The sequence below is a fragment of the Streptomyces djakartensis genome (assembly GCF_014651075.1).
Taxonomy (GTDB): Bacteria; Actinomycetota; Actinomycetes; order Streptomycetales; family Streptomycetaceae; genus Streptomyces; species Streptomyces djakartensis.
Genome location: NZ_BMWE01000006.1, coordinates 309,643 through 327,561, shown reverse-complemented (window position 1 = coordinate 327,561; position 17,919 = coordinate 309,643). Strand labels below are relative to the sequence as shown.

General features: G+C 71.4%; 16 protein-coding genes. 10 read left to right on the top strand and 6 right to left on the bottom strand.

What is annotated here, in order from left to right; genetic code table 11:
- Window position 1 precedes the first annotated feature (1 nt).
- The 7 genes from IE212_RS13075 to IE212_RS13045 are packed head-to-tail and all read left to right on the top strand — an operon-like array spanning window position 2 to window position 7,133.
- Entirely contained in the window at window positions 2-880 is an 879-nt protein-coding gene (locus IE212_RS13075) for a carbohydrate ABC transporter permease (protein ID WP_190197962.1), read from the top strand.
- A complete protein-coding gene (locus tag IE212_RS13070; protein ID WP_190197961.1) occupies window positions 877-1,701 on the top strand; it encodes a carbohydrate ABC transporter permease in 825 nt (274 codons plus the stop codon). The genes IE212_RS13075 and IE212_RS13070 overlap by 4 nt, the downstream gene beginning before the upstream one ends.
- A complete protein-coding gene (locus tag IE212_RS13065; protein WP_190197960.1) occupies window positions 1,698-2,786 on the top strand; it encodes an ABC transporter ATP-binding protein in 1,089 nt (362 codons plus the stop codon). Before IE212_RS13070 ends, IE212_RS13065 begins: the two co-directional genes overlap by 4 nt.
- A complete protein-coding gene (locus IE212_RS13060) occupies window positions 2,783-3,610 on the top strand; it encodes a DeoR/GlpR family DNA-binding transcription regulator (RefSeq protein ID WP_190197959.1) in 828 nt (275 codons plus the stop codon). The genes IE212_RS13065 and IE212_RS13060 overlap by 4 nt, the downstream gene beginning before the upstream one ends.
- The gene (locus IE212_RS13055; protein WP_190197958.1) at window positions 3,588-4,667 is read left to right on the top strand and encodes an ABC transporter ATP-binding protein; all 1,080 of its coding nucleotides are present in this window, start codon (window positions 3,588-3,590) and stop codon (window positions 4,665-4,667) included. Before IE212_RS13060 ends, IE212_RS13055 begins: the two co-directional genes overlap by 23 nt.
- On the top strand, window positions 4,664-5,695 hold the full coding sequence (locus IE212_RS13050; RefSeq protein WP_190197957.1) for a 2-hydroxyacid dehydrogenase: 1,032 nt from the start codon (window positions 4,664-4,666) through the stop codon (window positions 5,693-5,695). The genes IE212_RS13055 and IE212_RS13050 overlap by 4 nt, the downstream gene beginning before the upstream one ends.
- A gap of 19 nt (window positions 5,696-5,714) precedes the next feature.
- Window positions 5,715-7,133: an FGGY-family carbohydrate kinase gene (locus tag IE212_RS13045; protein WP_190197956.1), complete on the top strand. Its 1,419-nt coding sequence runs from the start codon at window positions 5,715-5,717 to the stop codon at window positions 7,131-7,133.
- A 178-nt stretch (window positions 7,134-7,311) separates the two neighbouring features.
- Here the strand turns inward: IE212_RS13045 and IE212_RS13040 are convergent, their stop codons facing one another.
- Window positions 7,312-7,950 (bottom strand): mycothiol-dependent nitroreductase Rv2466c family protein, encoded by a 639-nt coding sequence (locus IE212_RS13040; RefSeq protein WP_190197955.1) that lies wholly within the window; start codon window positions 7,948-7,950, stop codon window positions 7,312-7,314.
- A gap of 137 nt (window positions 7,951-8,087) precedes the next feature.
- Here IE212_RS13040 and pepN point away from each other — a divergent pair, with 137 nt between their 5' ends.
- Window positions 8,088-10,685, top strand: coding sequence for an aminopeptidase N (gene pepN / locus IE212_RS13035; protein ID WP_190197954.1), 2,598 nt, complete (start codon window positions 8,088-8,090; stop codon window positions 10,683-10,685).
- A gap of 184 nt (window positions 10,686-10,869) precedes the next feature.
- A complete protein-coding gene (locus IE212_RS13030) occupies window positions 10,870-11,910 on the top strand; it encodes a hypothetical protein (RefSeq protein ID WP_190197953.1) in 1,041 nt (346 codons plus the stop codon).
- A gap of 80 nt (window positions 11,911-11,990) precedes the next feature.
- On the opposite strand, the gene IE212_RS13025 is transcribed toward IE212_RS13030, so the two are convergent.
- The 5 genes from IE212_RS13025 to IE212_RS13005 all read right to left on the bottom strand — a co-directional run bounded on the left by IE212_RS13025 (window position 11,991) and on the right by IE212_RS13005 (window position 17,088).
- Window positions 11,991-13,145 (bottom strand): serine hydrolase domain-containing protein, encoded by a 1,155-nt coding sequence (locus IE212_RS13025; protein WP_190197952.1) that lies wholly within the window; start codon window positions 13,143-13,145, stop codon window positions 11,991-11,993.
- Between the two features lie 101 nt (window positions 13,146-13,246).
- Entirely contained in the window at window positions 13,247-15,013 is a 1,767-nt protein-coding gene (locus IE212_RS13020; protein WP_190197951.1) for a TIGR03767 family metallophosphoesterase, read from the bottom strand.
- A 255-nt stretch (window positions 15,014-15,268) separates the two neighbouring features.
- Complete coding sequence (locus IE212_RS13015) at window positions 15,269-15,715, bottom strand: NUDIX hydrolase (RefSeq protein WP_190198011.1); 447 nt, start codon at window positions 15,713-15,715, stop codon at window positions 15,269-15,271.
- A gap of 27 nt (window positions 15,716-15,742) precedes the next feature.
- Entirely contained in the window at window positions 15,743-16,642 is a 900-nt protein-coding gene (locus IE212_RS13010; RefSeq protein WP_190197950.1) for a pyridoxamine 5'-phosphate oxidase family protein, read from the bottom strand.
- Window positions 16,643-16,644: 2 nt separating this feature from the next.
- Window positions 16,645-17,088 (bottom strand): VOC family protein, encoded by a 444-nt coding sequence (locus tag IE212_RS13005; RefSeq protein ID WP_190197949.1) that lies wholly within the window; start codon window positions 17,086-17,088, stop codon window positions 16,645-16,647.
- A gap of 125 nt (window positions 17,089-17,213) precedes the next feature.
- On the opposite strand from IE212_RS13005, the gene IE212_RS13000 reads away from it, so the two are divergent.
- Window positions 17,214-17,762, top strand: coding sequence for a CGNR zinc finger domain-containing protein (locus IE212_RS13000; RefSeq protein WP_190197948.1), 549 nt, complete (start codon window positions 17,214-17,216; stop codon window positions 17,760-17,762).
- Window positions 17,763-17,919: the final 157 nt, after the last annotated feature.

Below are 17,919 nucleotides of genomic sequence, written 5' to 3'. Positions count from 1 at the left end.
CGTGCGGCTCGCGCTGCGCCCGTACCTTCTGATCGTTCCGGCGCTGCTGCTGACCTGCGGGATCCTCTACCCGTTCGGGCTCGGGCTGTACTACACGCTGTTCGACTTCTCGGCGAGCAAACCGCAGCCGGACATGGTGCGGCTGGAGAACTACCGGGCGGTCTTCACGCAGGAGGCGTTCTGGAACTCGGCGTGGGTGACGGTGCTGTACGCGGTCGGGGCGGCGCTCGTGGAGACCGTCCTCGGGGTGGCCGTCGCCCTGCTGCTGCACCGGTCGACGATCATCGGCAGGGTCCTGGAGAAGATCCTCATCCTGCCGCTGATGATCGCCCCGGTGATCGCGGCGATCATCTGGAAGCTGATGCTGCAGCCGTCCGTGGGGGTGGTCAACCACCTGCTCAGACCCTTCGGGCTGGGCGGGGTGCAGTGGACGGACACACCGGCCGGCGCCCTGCTGTCGTCGATCGCCGTGGACGTGTGGGTGTACACGCCGTTCGTGGCGATCCTCGCCCTGGCCGGTCTGCGGTCGCTGCCGGCCTCCCCGTTCGAGGCGGCGGCCGTGGACGGGGCGGGCTGGTGGTACACGTTCCGGCGGCTGACCCTGCCGATGCTGTGGCCGTACGTGCTGGTCGCGGTGATCTTCCGGTTCATGGACTCGCTGAAGGTGTTCGACATCATCTACGCCCTGACGGAGGGCGGGCCGGGCGACTCGACCGTCGTGCTGCAGATCCGGGCGTATCTGGAGGCGATCCGCTTCCAGCGCTACTCCTTCGGGATCAGCTACACCATCGTGCTGTGGGCCGTGGTGTACCTGGCCGCGATGGTGCTGGTGAAACACCTGGGGAGGATTCAGCGCCGGGCGGCGGAGGTGACCACATGAGGAAACGCCTGCTGGGGTGGCTGGCGGACGCCGCCCTGATCCTCTACTTCGTGTTCGCGCTGTTCCCGATCGCCTGGATGGTGATCCTCTCCCTGAAGCCCACCGACCAGCTGTTCAGCACGTACTTCTCCTTCTCCCCCACCCTCGACGGCTACCGCACGGTCCTCGGCGACAGCGAGGGCATCCCGTTCGTGCGGTTCTTCGTCAACAGCCTGGTGGTGTCGGTGGGGGCGGTCGCGCTGTCGCTCGTGGTCGGGCTGCCGGCGGCGTACGCCTCGGCGCGGTGGCGGTTCAGGGGCTCGGAGAACCTGATGTTCACGCTGCTGTCGTTCCGGTTCGCGCCCGAACTCACCGTGATCATCCCGCTGTTCGTGCTGTACCAGAAGCTCGGGCTGTTCGACACCTACGTCGGCATGGTGTGGGTGCTGCAACTCGTCACCCTGCCGCTGATCGTGTGGATCATGCGGTCCTACTTCGCCGACCTCACACCCGAGCTGGAGCAGGCGGCCCTGCTCGACGGCTACACCCGCAAGCAGGCGTTCTTCCGCGTCGCCCTGCCGCTGGTGAAACCGGGGATCGCGGCCGTGTCGCTGCTGGCGTTCATCTTCGCCTGGAACAACTTCGTCTTCCCGCTGATCCTCACCTCCAACGAGGCCCAGACGGTGACGGTGGGCGCGCTGTCCTTCCTCGGCGGCGACCGGCCCAAGTACAACCTGACGGCCGCCGCCGCGCTCGTGTCCGTCGTGCCGCCGCTGCTGCTGGCGCTGACGATCCAGCGGTATCTGGTGCGGGGACTGTCGTTCGGGGCGGTGAAGTCATGATCACCCTGAGCGGCGTCCGGAAGACGTACGGGAGGACCGTCGCGCTCGACGGGCTCGAACTGGAGGTGCGGGAAGGCGAGTTCTTCTGTCTGCTGGGCCCGTCGGGAGCGGGCAAGACGACGACGCTCAAGACCGTCGCCGGGCTCGAACAGCCCGACTCCGGCACGGTCCTGCTCGACGGCGAGGACATGCGGGGCGTGGAGCCGTACGACCGGGGTGTGGCGATGTGCTTCGAGAGCTACGCCCTCTACCCGCACCGCTCCGCCTACGACAACCTCGCCTCACCGCTGCGCTCCCCGAGACACCGTCTCCCGGCCGCCGAGGCCCGGCAGCGGGTCGGCGCGGTCGCCGAACTGCTCGGCATCTCCGGGCTGCTGGACCGGCCCGTGGGCCGGCTGTCCAACGGGCAGCGGCAGCGGGTGGCGCTCGGGCGGGTACTGGTGCGGCCGGCCCGGGCGTTCCTGCTCGACGAGCCGCTCTCCCACCTGGACGCCAAGCTGCGCCAGCAGATGCGGGCGGAGCTGAAGGCGCTCGGCGAGGTGCAGCACACCACCACGCTGTACGTCACGCACGACTCTGTCGAGGCACTGGCCCTCGGCGACCGGATCGGGGTCGTCCGCCAGGGCCGGATCGTGCAGACCGGCACCCGGGAGGAGATCTGGTACCGGCCCTGCGACACGGAGGTCGCGCGGGCCTTCGGGCGGCCCCGGATCAACCTGCTGCCCGGGGTGGTGACGGAGCGCGGGGTGCGGGCCGACGGCGAGGTCGAGCTGCCGGTGCGTGCGGAGGCCGCCCCGGGCACGGACGTCCTCGTCGGCCTCCGCCCCCGGGACATCACCCTGCACGGCGAGGGCCACGAGCTGACCGGGACGGTGTACGTCACCGAGGCACTCGGCCGGTCCGTCGAGGTCACCGTCCGGCTCGGTGCCGGGGAGCAGCGGGTGTCGCTGGTCGCTCCCTGGGCGGACGCGGCACGCCTTCGTGCGGACGATCCGGTACGGCTCACGGTCTGGCCTGAGAACCTGCTGCTGTTCGAGGCCGACCGGCCGGAGCGACCGGGACGACGAATAGAGACACAGGCATGAGCAGCAGCAGTGGTGGACAGCAGGGGCCCGCGGCGCGGCAGGCCGCCATGGCCGAGCAGGTGCTGGCCGACGGTTCGGCGACGGCGGCGGAGCTCGCCGAGCGGTTCGGGGTGAGCCTGATGACCATTCACCGGGACCTCGACGAGCTCGAACGGCAGGGCATCGTACGCAAGTTCCGGGGCGGGGTGACCGCACAGCCGTCCGGGGTCTTCGAGTCGAACGTGCAGTACCGGCTGAAGACGATGCGGGCCGAGAAGGCCGCCGTGGCCGAGCGGGCGCTGCGGATGGTGGAGCCCGGCATGGCCATCCTGCTGGACGACTCCACCTCCACCCTGGAGATAGCCCGGCGGCTGCGCACGGGCGAGGTCACGCCGCTGACGGTCGTCACCAACTTCCTGGAGGCGATCAACCTGCTGGCCGACCAGCGGGGCATCCACCTGATGGCGCTCGGCGGCGACTACGACCCGCTGCACTCCTCGTTCCTCGGGGTGTCGTGCGTGGAGGCGGTCGAGCAGCTGCGCGTGGACGTGTGCTTCGCGTCGACGTCGGCGGTGCACCAGGGCTACGCCTACCACCAGGAGCAGCACATCGTGTCCGTGAAGCGGGCGATGCTCGACTCGGCCGCGCGGAACGTCCTGCTGATCGACCACACCAAGCTCGGCCGGGTCGCCCTGCACCGGGTCGCCCCGCTGTCCCGCTTCGACCTGCTCCTGGTGGACGACGGGGCGTCGCCGGAGGAACTGCGGGACCTGGACGAGCACAAGGTCCGTTACGAGGTTTGCGCGACGAAGGGCGGCGGCCATGACGGGACTGGAGCTACGTGAGCTGCGCAAGACCTACCGGTCGCGGGGGCGGCCCCCGGTCGACGCCGTACGCGGGATCGATCTGAGCCTGCGGTCCGGGGAGCTGCTCGGCCTGCTCGGGCCGTCCGGCTGCGGCAAGTCGACGACACTGCGCATGATCGCCGGTCTTGAGCCGGTGACCGGCGGGGACATCCTGGTCGGCGGGGCGTCGGTGGTGGAACGGCCCGCACAGCAGCGGAACATCGGGGTCGCGTTCGAGAACTACGCGCTGTATCCGCCGCTGTCGGTCGCGGAGAACCTGGCGTTCGGACTGAAGGCCCGGAGGAAGGCGGCACGGGGGGACGTCGACCGGAAGGTGAGGGAGATCGCCGACCGGGTCGGCCTGACCGGGCTCCTCGACGCCCGCCCGGCCGGCCTCTCCAGCGGCCAGAAGCAGCGCGTCTCGCTCGCCCGGGCCCTGATCCGCGAACCGGACGTGCTGCTCCTCGACGAACCCCTCTCCCACCTGGACGCGGCCCAGCGCGACACCACCCGCCGTGAACTCAAGCGCATCCAGAAGGACCTGGGCCACACCACGATCCTGGTCACCCACGACCAGGAGGAGGCCCTCTCCCTCGCCGACCGGATCGCCGTGATGAAGGACGGCGTCATCCAGCAGCTCGGCACCCCCTACGAGATCTACGACAGCCCGGCCAACGTGTTCGTCGCGGACTTCGTCGGCGAGCCCGCGATCACCCTGCTGCCCGGCATCGCCACCGGCGACGCTCACGCCCGCCTCTCCGACTCGGTGCGGATCGCCCTGCCGATGCCGGTGGACCAGGGCAGGGAGGTGGTGGTCGGAATCCGCCCGGAGGACGTCCGGCTCACCGCCGAGGGCGGTCTGCCCGCCCGGGTCGTCGCCCACGAACCCCTGCTCGAGTCGGGCCTGGCGACCCTCGCCCTCGACGGGGTCGAACGGCATCTGGTCGTCCTCACCGACCCCGAGGTACGGCTGGCCCACGACGAGCGTGTCAGGGTCGCCGCCGACCCCCGGCACACCCATGTCTTCGACGCCGAGACGGGAGACGCACTGCGATGACCTCCGAAGAGAACGTACGTGTGGTGGCCGCCGGTGACCACTTCGTGCTGCCGTCGCTGATCAGCCGGGCGGTGACGCACGAGGTGGAGCGGGCCGACGTCAGGGAGGTGAGGCTCGGCTGGCCGCTGGAGCCGTTCGGGCCGGTAGCCGAGGTGCAGGAGGCCAGTGGCGCCGAGGACGAGATGATCGAGGCGCTGGCCGGGGCGCAGGTCCTGGTCACACAGATGGGCCCGGTCACCGAACGGGTCCTCGCCGCCTGCCCGGACCTGAGGCTGGTCGTGGTCTGCCGGGGCGGTCCCGTCAACGTCAACCTGGACGCGGCCAAGCGGCGTGACGTGCGGGTGTGCTTCGCACCGGGCCGCAACGCCGCCGCCACCGCCGAGTTCACCGTCGGCCTGATGCTGTCGGCCCTGCGCCGCATCCCCCAGGCCCACGACCCGCTGGCCCGGCACGGCAGCTGGGAGGGAGCCGCGTACTACACGTACGAGCGGAGCGGGCTGGAGCTGGAGGACCTGCCCGTCGGGCTCGTCGGGTACGGGGCCGTGGGCAGCCGGGTCGCCCGGGTGCTGTGCGCGTTCGGTGCCCGGGTGATGGTGTACGACCCGTATGTGCACGGCGAGATCCACGGCCTGCGCGTGGCCTCGCTGGACGAACTGCTGCGCCGCTCCCAGGTGATCAGCCTGCACGCCCGGCTCACTCCCGAGACCCGGGGGCTGATCGGCGCCCGGGAGCTGGGGCTGCTGCCGGCCGGCGCGGTGGTGGTGAACGTGGCGCGGGGCCCGCTGCTCGACGAGGACGCGCTGTGCGACGCGCTGGCGGACGGCCGGGTGTCGGCGGCGGCGCTCGACACGTACGAGCGGGAGCCGCTGCCGGCCGGCTCCCGGCTGCTGGGGCTCTCCGAACGCGTGGTGCTCACCCCCCATCTGGGCGGTGCCTCCCGCGCGGTCGCGGAGAAGGCGGCCCGGATCGCCGCCGGAGAGGTGGGCCGCTGGGTGCGCGGCGAGCCGCTCGCGCACTGTCTGACCTGAGGACCCGGAGGGGAGCCGCATGTACGTCGGTATCGATGTGGGCACGTCCATGGTCAAGGCGGCGGCCTTTGACTCCACGGGCCGTCAACTGGCCGTGGAGTCCCGGCCGGTGGACCTGTCGCTGCGCGGCGGGGTCGTCGAGCAGGACATGGAGGAGGTGTACGGAGCGGTCGTCGCCGTGCTCGGCGAGATCACGGAACGCGTCCCGGAACCCGTTGAGCTCGCCGGCCTCACGGGGCAGGGCGACGGGGTGTGGCTGGTCGACGGCGAAGGGCGGCCCGTACGTCCGGCGGCCTCCTGGATGGACGGGCGAGCGCACGAACTGGTCGACCGGTGGCTGTCGGACGGCACGTTCGAGACGGTGTTCCGGCGGACCGGGAGCGCGATGTTCCCGGGCTGCCCGGGGCCGCTGCTGGCCTGGCTGGACCGCCATGAACCGCGGACCCTGGACGCCGCGAAAGCCGCCCTGTACTGCAAGGACATGGTGTTCCAGCGGCTGACGGGCGCCGGTTTCGCGACCGACGTGTCGGACGCCTCGATGCCCTTCCTCGATCCGCGGACCAGGACGTACGACGACCAGGTCGTGGAACTGCTGGGCCTCGCACACCGGCGCCATCTGCTCGCCCCGGTCAGCGACCCGCTCGCCACCGCCGAGGCCCGGGGGGAGGGGCTGCCGCCCGGCACCCGGATCGCGAACGGCCCGTACGACCTGCCGGCCTGCGCGCTGGGCGCCGGGGTGACGGCCCCGGGGGACGGACTGCTGATCGTCGGCACCTGCCTGGCCAGCCTGGTCGCCACCTCCGAACTGGACCTGACGGGCGAACCGGCCGGCCTGTACATCTGCACGGACCGGCCCGGTCACTGGCTGCGCGCCATGCCCGCGATGGTGGGCACTGCGGCGCTGGACTGGGTGCTGTCGACGACGGGTGTGCGGCACGACGAGGTCGACGGCCTGCTCTCCGAGACCCCGCCGGGCGCGAACGGCGTCCGCGTGCTGCCGTACTTCGCGCCCTCCGGGGAACGCGCCCCCTTCGTCGAGCCCCGGCTGCGCGCCGAACTCACCGGTGTCTCCCTGGAGTCGACCCGGGGGGACCTGGTCCGCGCCACCTGCGAGGGAATCGGGTACGCGGCCCGGCACTGCCTGGAGGCGGCCGGGCTGACCGGTGCGCTGGCGGTGTGCGGCGGCGGCACCCGCAGCCCCGCATGGATGCGGCTGCTGGCCGATGTGCTCGGCCGGCCGCTGCGGGTCGTCGAGGGCGAGGTGGGCGCCCGGGGCGCGGTCCTGGCGGCGGCCGAGCGGTACGGGATGCCACTGGACGCGGCGGAGTGGACGCGGCCGACGCGGATCGTCGACCCGGCCCCGGACCGGGCGGCCCTCTACACCAACGGCTACGACGAGCACCTGGCCCGGCTGACGCGGGCGCGGGCCCGTACATGAACCAGCGCGACGCATCGCGGTGTCACTCGCGCGTGCTGGGACGTCACCCGACCGGACGGATGTGTGGCGCTGCACCGCTCCTGGCTGCCGGTGGTATCAGCCCTGGAGCCATCAGGCCGGCGGGGGCCGGCTCCCGGAGGACCTGCGGAACCCGGAAGCCGCCCCCGCCGGGTGAGCCCTACAGGTTGGAGAAGTCCGGGCCCTTGGTGCGGGTGCGCTTGATCTCGTAGAAGCCGGGAACCGAGGCCACGGCGAGGGTGCCGTCCCAGAGGCGGGCGGCCTCCTCGCCCTGCGGGGCCGGGGTGACGACCGGGCCGAAGAAGGCGATCTGCTCGCCGTCGGCGCCGGGAACGGCGATGACCGGGGTGCCGACCTCCTGGCCGACCTTGTCGATGCCCTCCTTGTGGGAGGCGCGCAGCTCGGGCTCGTACGGGGTGGAGTCCCAGTGCTCCATGAGCGACTCGGGCAGGCCGACGTCCTTCAGGGCGGCGGCGACCGTCTCCTTGCCGGGGCCCTCGCCCTGGTTGTGGATGCGGGTGCCGAGCGCGGTGTAGAGGTCGCCGAGCACCTCGGCGCCGTGCTCCTGCTGTGCCGCGATGACGACCCGGACCGGGCCCCACGCCTTGGTCTGAAGCAGCTCGCGGTACTCCTCGGGCAGCTCGTCCAGCTTGTCCTCGTTGAGGACGGCGAGGCTCATGAGGTGCCAGCGGACCTCGATGTCCCTGACCTTCTCCACCTCCAGCACCCAACGGGAGGTCATCCACGCCCAGGGGCACAGCGGGTCGAACCAGAAGTCGACGGGGGTCTTGTCCGACATGTCTCTCCTCGTGAGTAAGCCGTTTCTCCGGGAACGCCGCTGCTCACCCCGGTCATTCCCGGCTGCCTCGGGTCAGGGGCGCGTGGCAGGATCGTTGCTGTTCCGCCGTATCCGACGAGGTCCGAGGAGTACTGCCCGTGCCCGGTGAGAATCTGTCCCGTGACGAGGCCCGTGAGCGGGCCGCCCTGATCGGCGTCGACGGGTACGAGGTGTCCCTCGACCTGCGGTCCGCGGTCGGCGCGGACGACACCGGCGGTCCCCGCACGTTCCGGTCCGTCACGACCGTCCGGTTCCGCTGCAACGAGCCCGGCGCGAGCAGCTTCGCCGACCTGATCGCGCCGAGTGTGACGTCCGTCTCACTCAACGGCCGTGATCTGGACCCCGGCGAGGTCTTCGACGGCTCCCGGATCACGCTGGAGGACCTGGCCGCCGAAAACGAGCTGATCGTCGACGCCCAGTGCGCCTACTCGCGCACCGGCGAGGGCCTGCACCGCTTCGTCGACCCCGAGGACGGCGAGGTGTACCTGTACACCCAGTACGAACCGGCCGACTCCCGCCGGGTCTTCGCGAACTTCGAGCAGCCCGACCTCAAGGCGCCCTACCGCTTCGAGGTGCGGGCACCCGAGGGCTGGACGGTGTGGAGCAACGGGGTCGGCGAGAAGGCCGACGGGGTCTGGCGGTTCGCCGAGACCAAGCCGATCTCGACGTACATCACCTGTGTGGTGGCGGGCCCGTACCACTACGTGACGGACTCGTACTCCCGTACGCATCCGGACGGCACGACCCTGGAGATCCCGCTCGGCGCCCTGTGCCGCAAGGCCCTCGCACCCCACTTCGACGCCGAGGACGTCTTCCTCGTCACCAAGCAGGGCCTGGACTTCTTCCACGACCGCTTCGACTTCCCGTATCCGTTCGGGAAGTACGACCAGGCGTTCGTACCCGAGTACAACCTGGGCGCGATGGAGAACCCGGGTCTTGTGACGTTCCGGGAGGAGTTCGTCTTCCGCGGGAAGGTGACGCAGGCGTCCTACGAGGGCCGGGCCAACGTCGTGCTGCACGAGATGGCGCACATGTGGTTCGGCGACCTGGTCACCATGGAGTGGTGGGACGACCTGTGGCTGAAGGAGTCGTTCGCCGACTTCATGGGCGAGTTCGCGCTGGTCGGGGCGACCCGTTTCAAGAACGGCTGGGTCACCTTCGCCAACCGCCGCAAGGCCTGGGCCTACCGGGCCGACCAGCTGCCCTCCACGCACCCGGTCACGGCCGACATCCGCGACCTGCAGGACGCCAAGCTGAACTTCGACGGCATCACGTACGCCAAGGGCGCGTCGGTGCTGAAGCAGCTCGTGGCCTACGTCGGCGAGGAGGCCTTCCTGGAGGGCGCCCGGCGGTACTTCAAGCGGCACGCGTACGGCAACACGCGCCTCGGTGACCTGCTGTCGGTGCTGGCGGAGACCAGCGGCCGGGACATGAGCGGCTGGGCCCGTTCCTGGCTCCAGACGGCCGGGGTGAACTCGCTGACGCCGCAGGTGCTGCTGGGCGCGGACGGCCGGGTCGAGGAGCTGGCGGTGGTGCAGGATGCGGCCGAGTCGCACCCCGAGCTGCGCCCGCACCGTGTCGCGGTCGGCCTGTACCGGGTGACGGACACGGGGACGCTCGCAAGGTACGCGCGCGCCGAGACCGATGTCGACGGGGCGCGCACGGTCGTCGCGGACCTGGCCGGCTCCGACGCCCCCGACCTGGTCCTGGTCAACGACGACGACCTGACGTACTGCAAGATCCGCTTCGACGAGACCTCGCTCGCGACCCTGCGCGAGCACCTCGGGTCGCTCACGGACCCCCTCGCCCGTGCCCTGTGCTGGTCGGCGCTGTGGAACATGACCCGGGACGCGCTGCTCCCGGCCAGGCACTTCGTGGATCTGGTGCTGCGGTTCGCGGGGCGCGAGGCCGAGATCGGCGTGCTCCAGATGCTGCACGCGTGGGCCGAGTCGGCCGTCACGCACTACGCGGCGGCCGGCTGGCGGGAGGCCGGTGGCCGGCTGCTGGCCGAGGGTGCGCGGCGTGAGCTGCGGGAGGCGGAGCCGGGCAGCGAGCAGCAGCTCGCCTGGGCGCGTTTCTTCGCCCGGACGGCCACCGCCGAGGCCGACTTCGAACTGCTGCGGGACCTGCTGGCGGGCACGGCGGCGATCGAGGGCCTCGACCTGGACCAGGAACTGCGCTGGGTGTTCCTGGAGCCGCTGGCCGCGCACGGGGTGGTGGACGAGCAGGACCTGGCCGAGGAGCTGACCAGGGACGACACGGCCTCGGGCAAGCGCCACCAGGTGCGGTGCCTGGCGGCACGCCCGTCGGAGGCGGTCAAGGCCCAGGCGTGGGCGCAGGTCGTGGAGTCGGACGCGCTGTCCAACGCCATGGTCGAGGCGACCATCGCGGGGTTCACCCAGGGCTCGCAGCGGCAGTTGCTCGCCCCGTACGCGGACAAGTACTTCGCGGTGATCGAGCGCGTCTGGTCCGAGCGGTCGATCCAGATCGGGATGCACGTGGTGCGGGGCCTGTTCCCGTCGCTCCAGCAGTCCCAGGGGACACTCGACGCCACCGACGCGTGGCTGGACTCGCACCGCGATGCGGCCCCGGCCCTGCGCCGGCTGGTGCTGGAGGCTCGGGACGATCTGGCCCGTGCGCTGCGGGGGCAGGCCTGCGACGCGGCCGCCGGACAGACCCCAACACCTTTGGCCTGAGATCAGCGGTTCCGTCACCGTTACGGAATTCAGGCAATCACAGCCGTAACCCCTGGCCCGCACCCGAACGGACCAGGGGTTTTCGGCACCCGAACATGCGTCCTTTAGGGCTTGCTTGTCCGCATTTGTCGACGGACCTGTAACAGCGGTTAAGCGGTGGATCGGACGCGGGAAATTCCCCGTCATGAACCACAACACCCCGCTCTCCCCCCGCCCCCTGCACGAGCTGTCCGGCCGCGCCCGGCTCCGGGTGATGACGGTCGCTCAGCTCCGCACGCACGGTGTCCCGACGGCCCGGACGAACGAGCAGTGCCGCCCTGGCGGGCCCTGGCAGCAGCTCCTCCCGGGCGTCGTCCTGCTCCACCCCGGCCCGCCGACCAGCGAGGAGCGGCTGCACGCGGTGCTGATGTACGCGGCGCGGGAACGCGGCAGCGGGGTTCCCACCCAGCCCGGCGCGGGCGGGTCGAACCCCCCGGCCCAGCCCGAGGCGATGATCACGGGCCTGGCCGCCCTGACGCTGCACGGCTTCTCCGCCACTCCCCCGCTGCCGTCCCTGGAGGTCATCGACGTGCTGGTCCCGCGGATGCGCCGACTGCGCTCCACGGGCTGCGCGCGCATCGTCCGGGGCTCCTCGCTGCCCATCCCCGAGCAGGTCACGGGCCTGCCGGTGGCCCCGGTGGCCCGAGCCCTGGCCGACGCGGTGGCCGGACTCGAAGACGCCGTCGTCGTACGCCGGCTGATGACGGAGGCGGTGCGCGGCGCCCACTGCGATGCGGCCACGGTGGTCCGTGAACTGAACCAGGCGCGGCTGCTGAGCCGTCCGCACGTGGTGGACGCGGTCGAGTCCCTGCTGGCCGAGGGCCGGGCGCGCGCGGAGGACCGCCTGTACCGGATGGTGCGCGAGTACGGCCTGCCCGACCCGGTGTGGAACGTGGACCTGCGGCTGCCCGGCGGCCCCTACCTCGGGGGCCTGGACGCGTACTGGCCCGAGCAGGCGGTGGCGCTGGAACTGGACACGCGGGCGCCCCGGCAGGACGACGACACCATGATCTCCGAGTACGCCCGCAAGCGCGAGCATCTGGAGCGGCTCGGCATCACGGTCGTGCACATCACGCCGCGCAAGCTCCGTGACGCACTGGAACAGCAGGCGACGGTGATCCGCACGGCCCTGATGGCGGCGGCCGACCGCGATCCGGCCGCGTACGTCGTGGTCCTGCCCCGGTAGTGAGGATTGGGGACGGAACCAGGAGGGGAGAGGAGGGGCCGCCGGGGTGCCGGCGGCCCCTCCTCGTGTGGAGGCGACCGCTACTCGCCGCAGAACTCCGCCTCGACGATCCCTTCGGTGCTCGTCGACCAGTCACCGTTGAGGTTGACGGCCAGGGAGTGCCGGCCGTCCTCGGTCGTCACCGCGTCCGAAAGGGAGCCGCTGATGCCGCCTTCGTGGCCCCAGACGTGGACACCGCAGCTGAGCTCGCGGTCCACGAGCCCCAGACCGTAGCGGCTGGTCGCACGGCTGGAGGGGACCGTGGTCTTCATCTCCTTCAGCTGCTCCGGCGGGAGCAGCTCGCCCCGGAGCAGGGCCGAGTAGAAGCGGTTCAGGTCGGCCGAGCTGGAGATCATCTGGCCGGAGCCGTAGGCCAGACGCGGGTTCAGTTCCGTGACGTCGTACGTCGGCCCCGTGGCCGTCCTGGCCAGCTTGGAGTGGGCGCGGCCGCTGGGCCGGGGCAGGGTGACCCGGGTGGTGGGCACCGACGTGGAGGTCAGGTGCAGGGGTTCGATGATCCGGCGGTCGATCTCGTCGCCGTAGTCGTCGTTGCCCGTGGCCTTCTCGATCACCCTGGCGGCCAGGAGGTAGTTGGTGTTGGAGTACCTGAACGACTCGCCCGGCGCGAAGTACGGCTTGTTCGCCATGGCGATGGCGAGCAGTTCCTCGGGGGCGGCCTCGTCGAAGCGGTGCTTCATGAAGCCGTCCGCGGTCATGTACTTCCGCTGGAAGCCGGGGTCGTCCAGGTAGTCGAAGATGCCACTGGTGTGGTTCAGGAGCCGGCGCAGCGTGATCTCCCGGCCGTCGTGGCCGTTGCCCCGGACCAGGCCCGGCAACCACTTTTCCACGGTGTCGTCGAGCGAGAGCTCCCCCTCCGCCTCCAGTTGCAGGACGACGGTCGCGACGAACGTCTTCGTGATGCTGGCGACGCGGTAGTGGTCGTGAGCCGAACGCGGCTTGCCCGTCTCGAGGTTGCCCACACCGGCCGTCGCCGCCCAGGTGCCGTGCCCTCGCCGCACCGTCACGGTCACGCCCGGCACGCCCTCGGCGACCGCGGCCCGCACCGCCCGCCGGGTCGCGTCATGATGGTTGCCCCCACCTGCGGGAGCCGCCGCCAGTGCCGGAGCGGCCAGGGCCGCCGACAGCGCCACGGCCGTCGTCACCGCCAGGGCCGCCGTACGTGAGCGTCTCGTCATGTCCCCGTTTCCCCCTGTCACGTCATATCGGGTTGTCTCAGGGGGAGGGACCTCCGCCTCCCGGGGCCGGGTTGATCGGGCCCGGGCCGGTTGAGTGGGTTTCAGCCCTTCTTCAGAACCAGCTCGGTGTTGCGGTCCTCCGGGTCGCCGCCGAGGTTCGGGTTGGCGCCGGGGGCGTTGAGGGAGAGCTCGCGGTAGAGGGCCGCGAGGCCGGTCTGGGAGAGGTCGGAGAAGTCCGTGCGGGACGGGGCCGAGGACTCGACCAGGGTGGTGAACAGGGAGATCGTGCCGTCCTTGTTGTCGGTCAGCTCGATGACCCGGGCCAGCTGGGGGTAGTCGACATGGGAGGCCGTGGAGATCTCCCAGAAGGAGCCGCCGCTCGACGTGGCGTGCGGGGTGATGACGTTCTTGTGGATGTGGCCGTTCACCCAGGCGAGCACGTTGCGGTGGCCGCCGAGCAGGGCGAGGACCTCCTGGCCGGTGTGCCGGCGCTCGTTCGGGCGGGCCGGGTCCCGGCGGGTGTTCGTCATCGTCTTGCTGGTGTGGTGGCTGAAGATCACCGCGTGGGAGTCCTTGTTCTCCCGCAGCGTCCGCTCGAGCCACTTCGACTGGGCGGTGCCGATGGAGCCTTCGTAGTGGCCGCCCGCGTCGGTGGTGTCCAGGCTGATGCCGATGACGTCGTCGGAGATGCGGAAGGCGTAGTACTGGGTGCCCGCGTCGAGGTTGGCGGAGGAGTAGCCGTGGCCGGCGGGGCCCACGCCGCGGTAGGCCGGGTTCAGGTGGGCCTTGATGTACTCGGCGGGAGTGAAGGGGGCACGGGCCTCGTCGGGGGTGACCGAACGCACCTCGCGGGCGTGGGACTTGAGGAAGTCGTGGTAGGTGGCGCCCGCGGGGTCGCCGCCCTTCTTGATGAGGGTCAGGAGCCGCTGCGCATCGGACGCGGAGACGTTCATCAGCTTCTTGCCGCCGACGGCGAGTTCGGTGAGGTAGGAGTCGCCGTGTGAGGCGTAGCAGCCCATCGGCATGGAGTCGTGGTTGCCGACCGTTGAGTACCAGGGCAGGTTGAGGCCGGGGCTGCGGACCTCGCGGATGGCGGCCTTCAGGAAACCGTCGAGGTGCGGGAAGCCGGCCTGCTTGTCGGTGTCGCGGACCGCGGCGTCGGGCTGCCAGTACTGCCTCAGGCCGCTGTTCTGGACGCCCTCGTACCGGCGCGGGTCGCCGGTGTTGGGCGTGATGCGCCCGCCGCTCATGATCTTCAGGAACCACTCCAGCTCGGACTTGGCGTTGTTGTCCGTGTTGTCGCCGGTGGTCATGGCGAAGTGCAGCGGGGAGCCGGTGACCGGGGCGCCGCGCAGGGCGTTGATCCGCTCCACCAGCGCGATGGCGCCCTGCACGGTCAGTGCCTCGTGCGGCCGCCAGGCGTGCACGTCGGCCGAGCGGAGGTACTCCAGGCGCAGCGGGTGCTGGGCGTCGATGATGTGGAGGTCGGTGAGCTGCACGAAGGCGGCCAGGGCGGTACGGCGCCCGGCGCGGCCGGACTTGGGTGCGGCGAGGTCGCTGCGGACGACCCGCTGCCAGCCGGGGCCGTCGCCCAGGCGCCGGTAGCCGGAGCCGGAGCCGGTGCGCGGGGCGGTGACCGACGCCAGGGTCGTGCCCTTGGTGTACGGGGCAAGCGGTGCGGCCGGAGCCTGGCGCGAGGAGGCGGCGACGGCCTCGGTGGCCTCCCCGGCCGTTGTGGCGGCCTGGCTGTCGCTGGGCCGCAGGGCGTAGCCGACGCCCGCGGAGAGGGCTACCGCTCCGGAGGCGGCGAGAACGGAACGACGGTGGATGCCCTGGCCGGAGCCGGCGACTGAGCGTGTGCGCGACATGCGCTTCTCTCCCCGAGTGCGAACGCGTCGGCAGTGGTCGCGGGGCGTTCGTCACGCCAACGCCCCGCTCGCATTCGATCGTTGGCACCGGGAGTGACCTGCGCGTGAACGACGCGGCAACGGGCAGCGCCGATCACCGTACGTGGATCTTGGATGACCCTGCGCGTCGTCGACCGCTCCGGGGACGGCCCGGAGCCGGTCACGCGGTGTTCATCTTCCGGGGTACTGCACGTATTTCCGCGCCTGTCCCCGCAGCTATTCCACGTCCACGGCGTCGGCGAGCCGACCGGTGGCCGGCCGCTCCCGCCACAGCCGCAGGGCGATGTCGACCATCCGTACCCGGACCAGGCCGGGGACCGCGTCCAGGTCCTGCCAGGCGGCGAGATCGGTGGAACCGCCCACCTCGTTGCGGAGTTCGCCGCCGGTGACGCGGCCCTCGTAGACCAACCGCACGCCGTGATGGTCGACCCCACGCCCGAAGCCGTCGCGGAGGGTGTGGCGGGAGGAGTCCACGCCGAGCAGGCCGGTGACCTCGATGCGGTAGCCGGTCTCCTCCTCGACTTCCCGGCGGACGGTGTCGTAGGGGTCCTCACCGTGTTCCATTCCGCCGCCGGGGACGACCCACTCGGGTGTGCCGTCGTCGGCGGGGGAACGGGCGAGCAGGATCTGTCCGTCACGGACGACTATGGCGTAGGCCGCCACCCTCAACTTCTTGCGCACTCGGGGACGTTACCCCGGTGGCGTGGGATTGGCGGGTGAGTAGGCGGGGGCGGACCAGCGCAGCGGCAGGGCGCGCTCGGTGTGCACGGCCTCGGTGACGGCGAAGCGGACCCGGCGCTCGCCGTCGGGCGCGAAGTCCGTGTGGGCCTCTCCGGTGAGCTGGAGGGTCGTCCCGGTCGTCCAGTCGAGGAAGAGGAGCCCTGCCCGGGGGTCCGCGGTGAGGTTGCCGAGGGTGAGGAACATGGCGTTGCCCGGGTAGTCCGGCCAGGTCAGTTCGGCCGGTGAGACGGTGCGGACGAAGCCGGGGTTGCCGCCGCGGTGGCTGACCTCGGCTCCGTCCTTGTGGACGGTGGCGACGAAGAAGGTGTCGGCCGACTCGATGAACGCCCGTTGCGCGTCGGTGAGGCGGCGGGTGTGCCGGGCGGGGCCGGGCACGCGGTCGGTGACCGTTTCCCAGGACTCCCGCTTCTGCAGGTACTTGGGGCAGTTGGAGAAAACCCGGTCCGCCTCGACGGCGAAGCCTCCGGGCGTGGGGCGCGACCGGCCGTTGAGGCGCATGCGGCGGCGGGTGCGCGGGTCCAGGGCGATGGTGCCGACGCGGGTGCCCTCGCTCGCGAGGGCGTGGGCCAGTGGGTCGCCGGGCCGTGGTGTGCCGGCGAGCGACATCTCGCGGGGGCCGGTGGCCCGCACGAAGCCGGGGTCGCCGGTGAGCGGTGTGACCCACACCCTGCCGGTCTCCGGGGCTGCGGCGCCGACCACCAGCAGGGGCTGGAGTTGCAGGAAGGCCGCCGCCACCGGCTTGATGCCCTGCCCGACGGACCGGCCGACGTGGTCGGCGGCGCCCCGGACGCCCACGCGGTCCTGCACGGCGCGCGAGCCGGCGTGGTAGACGCTCGTGGTCGTCGTCATGGTTAGAAGAAGCCGCAGGTCGGGGCGGACTGGCTGGGCGCGGGGGCACCCTCCGCGCCGGTCGGCACGGAGATCTCCAGCCGCGTTCCGTCAGGGTCGTGGAAGAAGATGCCGCCGGATGCCGCCCCCTCGCTGTGGGCGACCACGCCCTCGTGGGCGAAGTCGGTGCCGTGGGCGCGCAGGGCTGTCTCGTACTCCCTGACCCGCTCGATCGAGTCCGCCTCGAAGGCGAGGTGGTGCAGTCCGGCGCGCCCGCCGTCGTACGGCTGCTCGGCCTGCTGCCAGAGCGTGAGGACGAGCCGCTCGCCGTCGCCCAGGAACGCGTAGCGCCTGCCTTCCTCCTTGCCCTCTCCGATCAGCGAGAAGCCGAGGACGTCGCGGTAGAAGGCGAGCGAGCGGTCGAGGTCGGTGACGTTCAGGCCGGTGTGGCCGGGGCGCAGGGTCATGGGTGTCCCTTCGTCGGGCCCGCGCGATCAGCGGGCTAACCGTTGAAATAGACTTTAGAGGTTAGATGAAGTCGCCGTCAACCGGTCACGTACCCTTGAGTGGTTAGCGCCGAAGGGAGCCCTCCATGCCAGACGGGGACCGCGTCGACCCGCGCCCACTCACCGGCGAGCCGCTCGCACTGGACCTGCTCAACACGCGGTGGATGCGGGAGGGAACCGCCCAGGATCTGCTCACGGACACCGAGGGACTCGCGGTGTGGCTCCGCGCCAACGGGCTCGACGACCGGTTCGCCGCCGACACGGCGACCCTGCGGCACGCCCTCCGGGCACGGGACGCCCTGAAGAGGGCCGTGGACGGCGCACCCGGCGAGGGCGCCGAGGCGGTCGACGCCGTGCTCGCGCACGGGCGGATCCGGGCCACGCTCAACGCGGACGGACCGGGCGAGCGGCCCGAGTTCGACGACCCGTCCTGGGGGCCGGCCTGGCTCGCCGCCCGCGACTACCTCCGCCTGCTCGACACCGCACCCGACCGAATCCGCGGCTGCGCCCACGAGGCGTGCGTCCTGCACTTCTTCGACACCTCACGCAACGGCACCCGCCGCTGGTGCTCCATGGCCGCCTGCGGCAACCGGGCCAAGGCGTCCCGGCACTACGCACGCACCAAGGACGCCTGAGCGCCGGACCGGCCGATGACGCCGCCCCCATGGGCGACTTGTCGCCTTCGGGCGCCATCTCCCCAATAGTGCATCGGGGGTTTTCCCCATGCATCTATTGCGATTCGGTCAACCCTCCCCAAAATCCCGCCCCTTGGGTAAAGCTCAGCGATCGTCC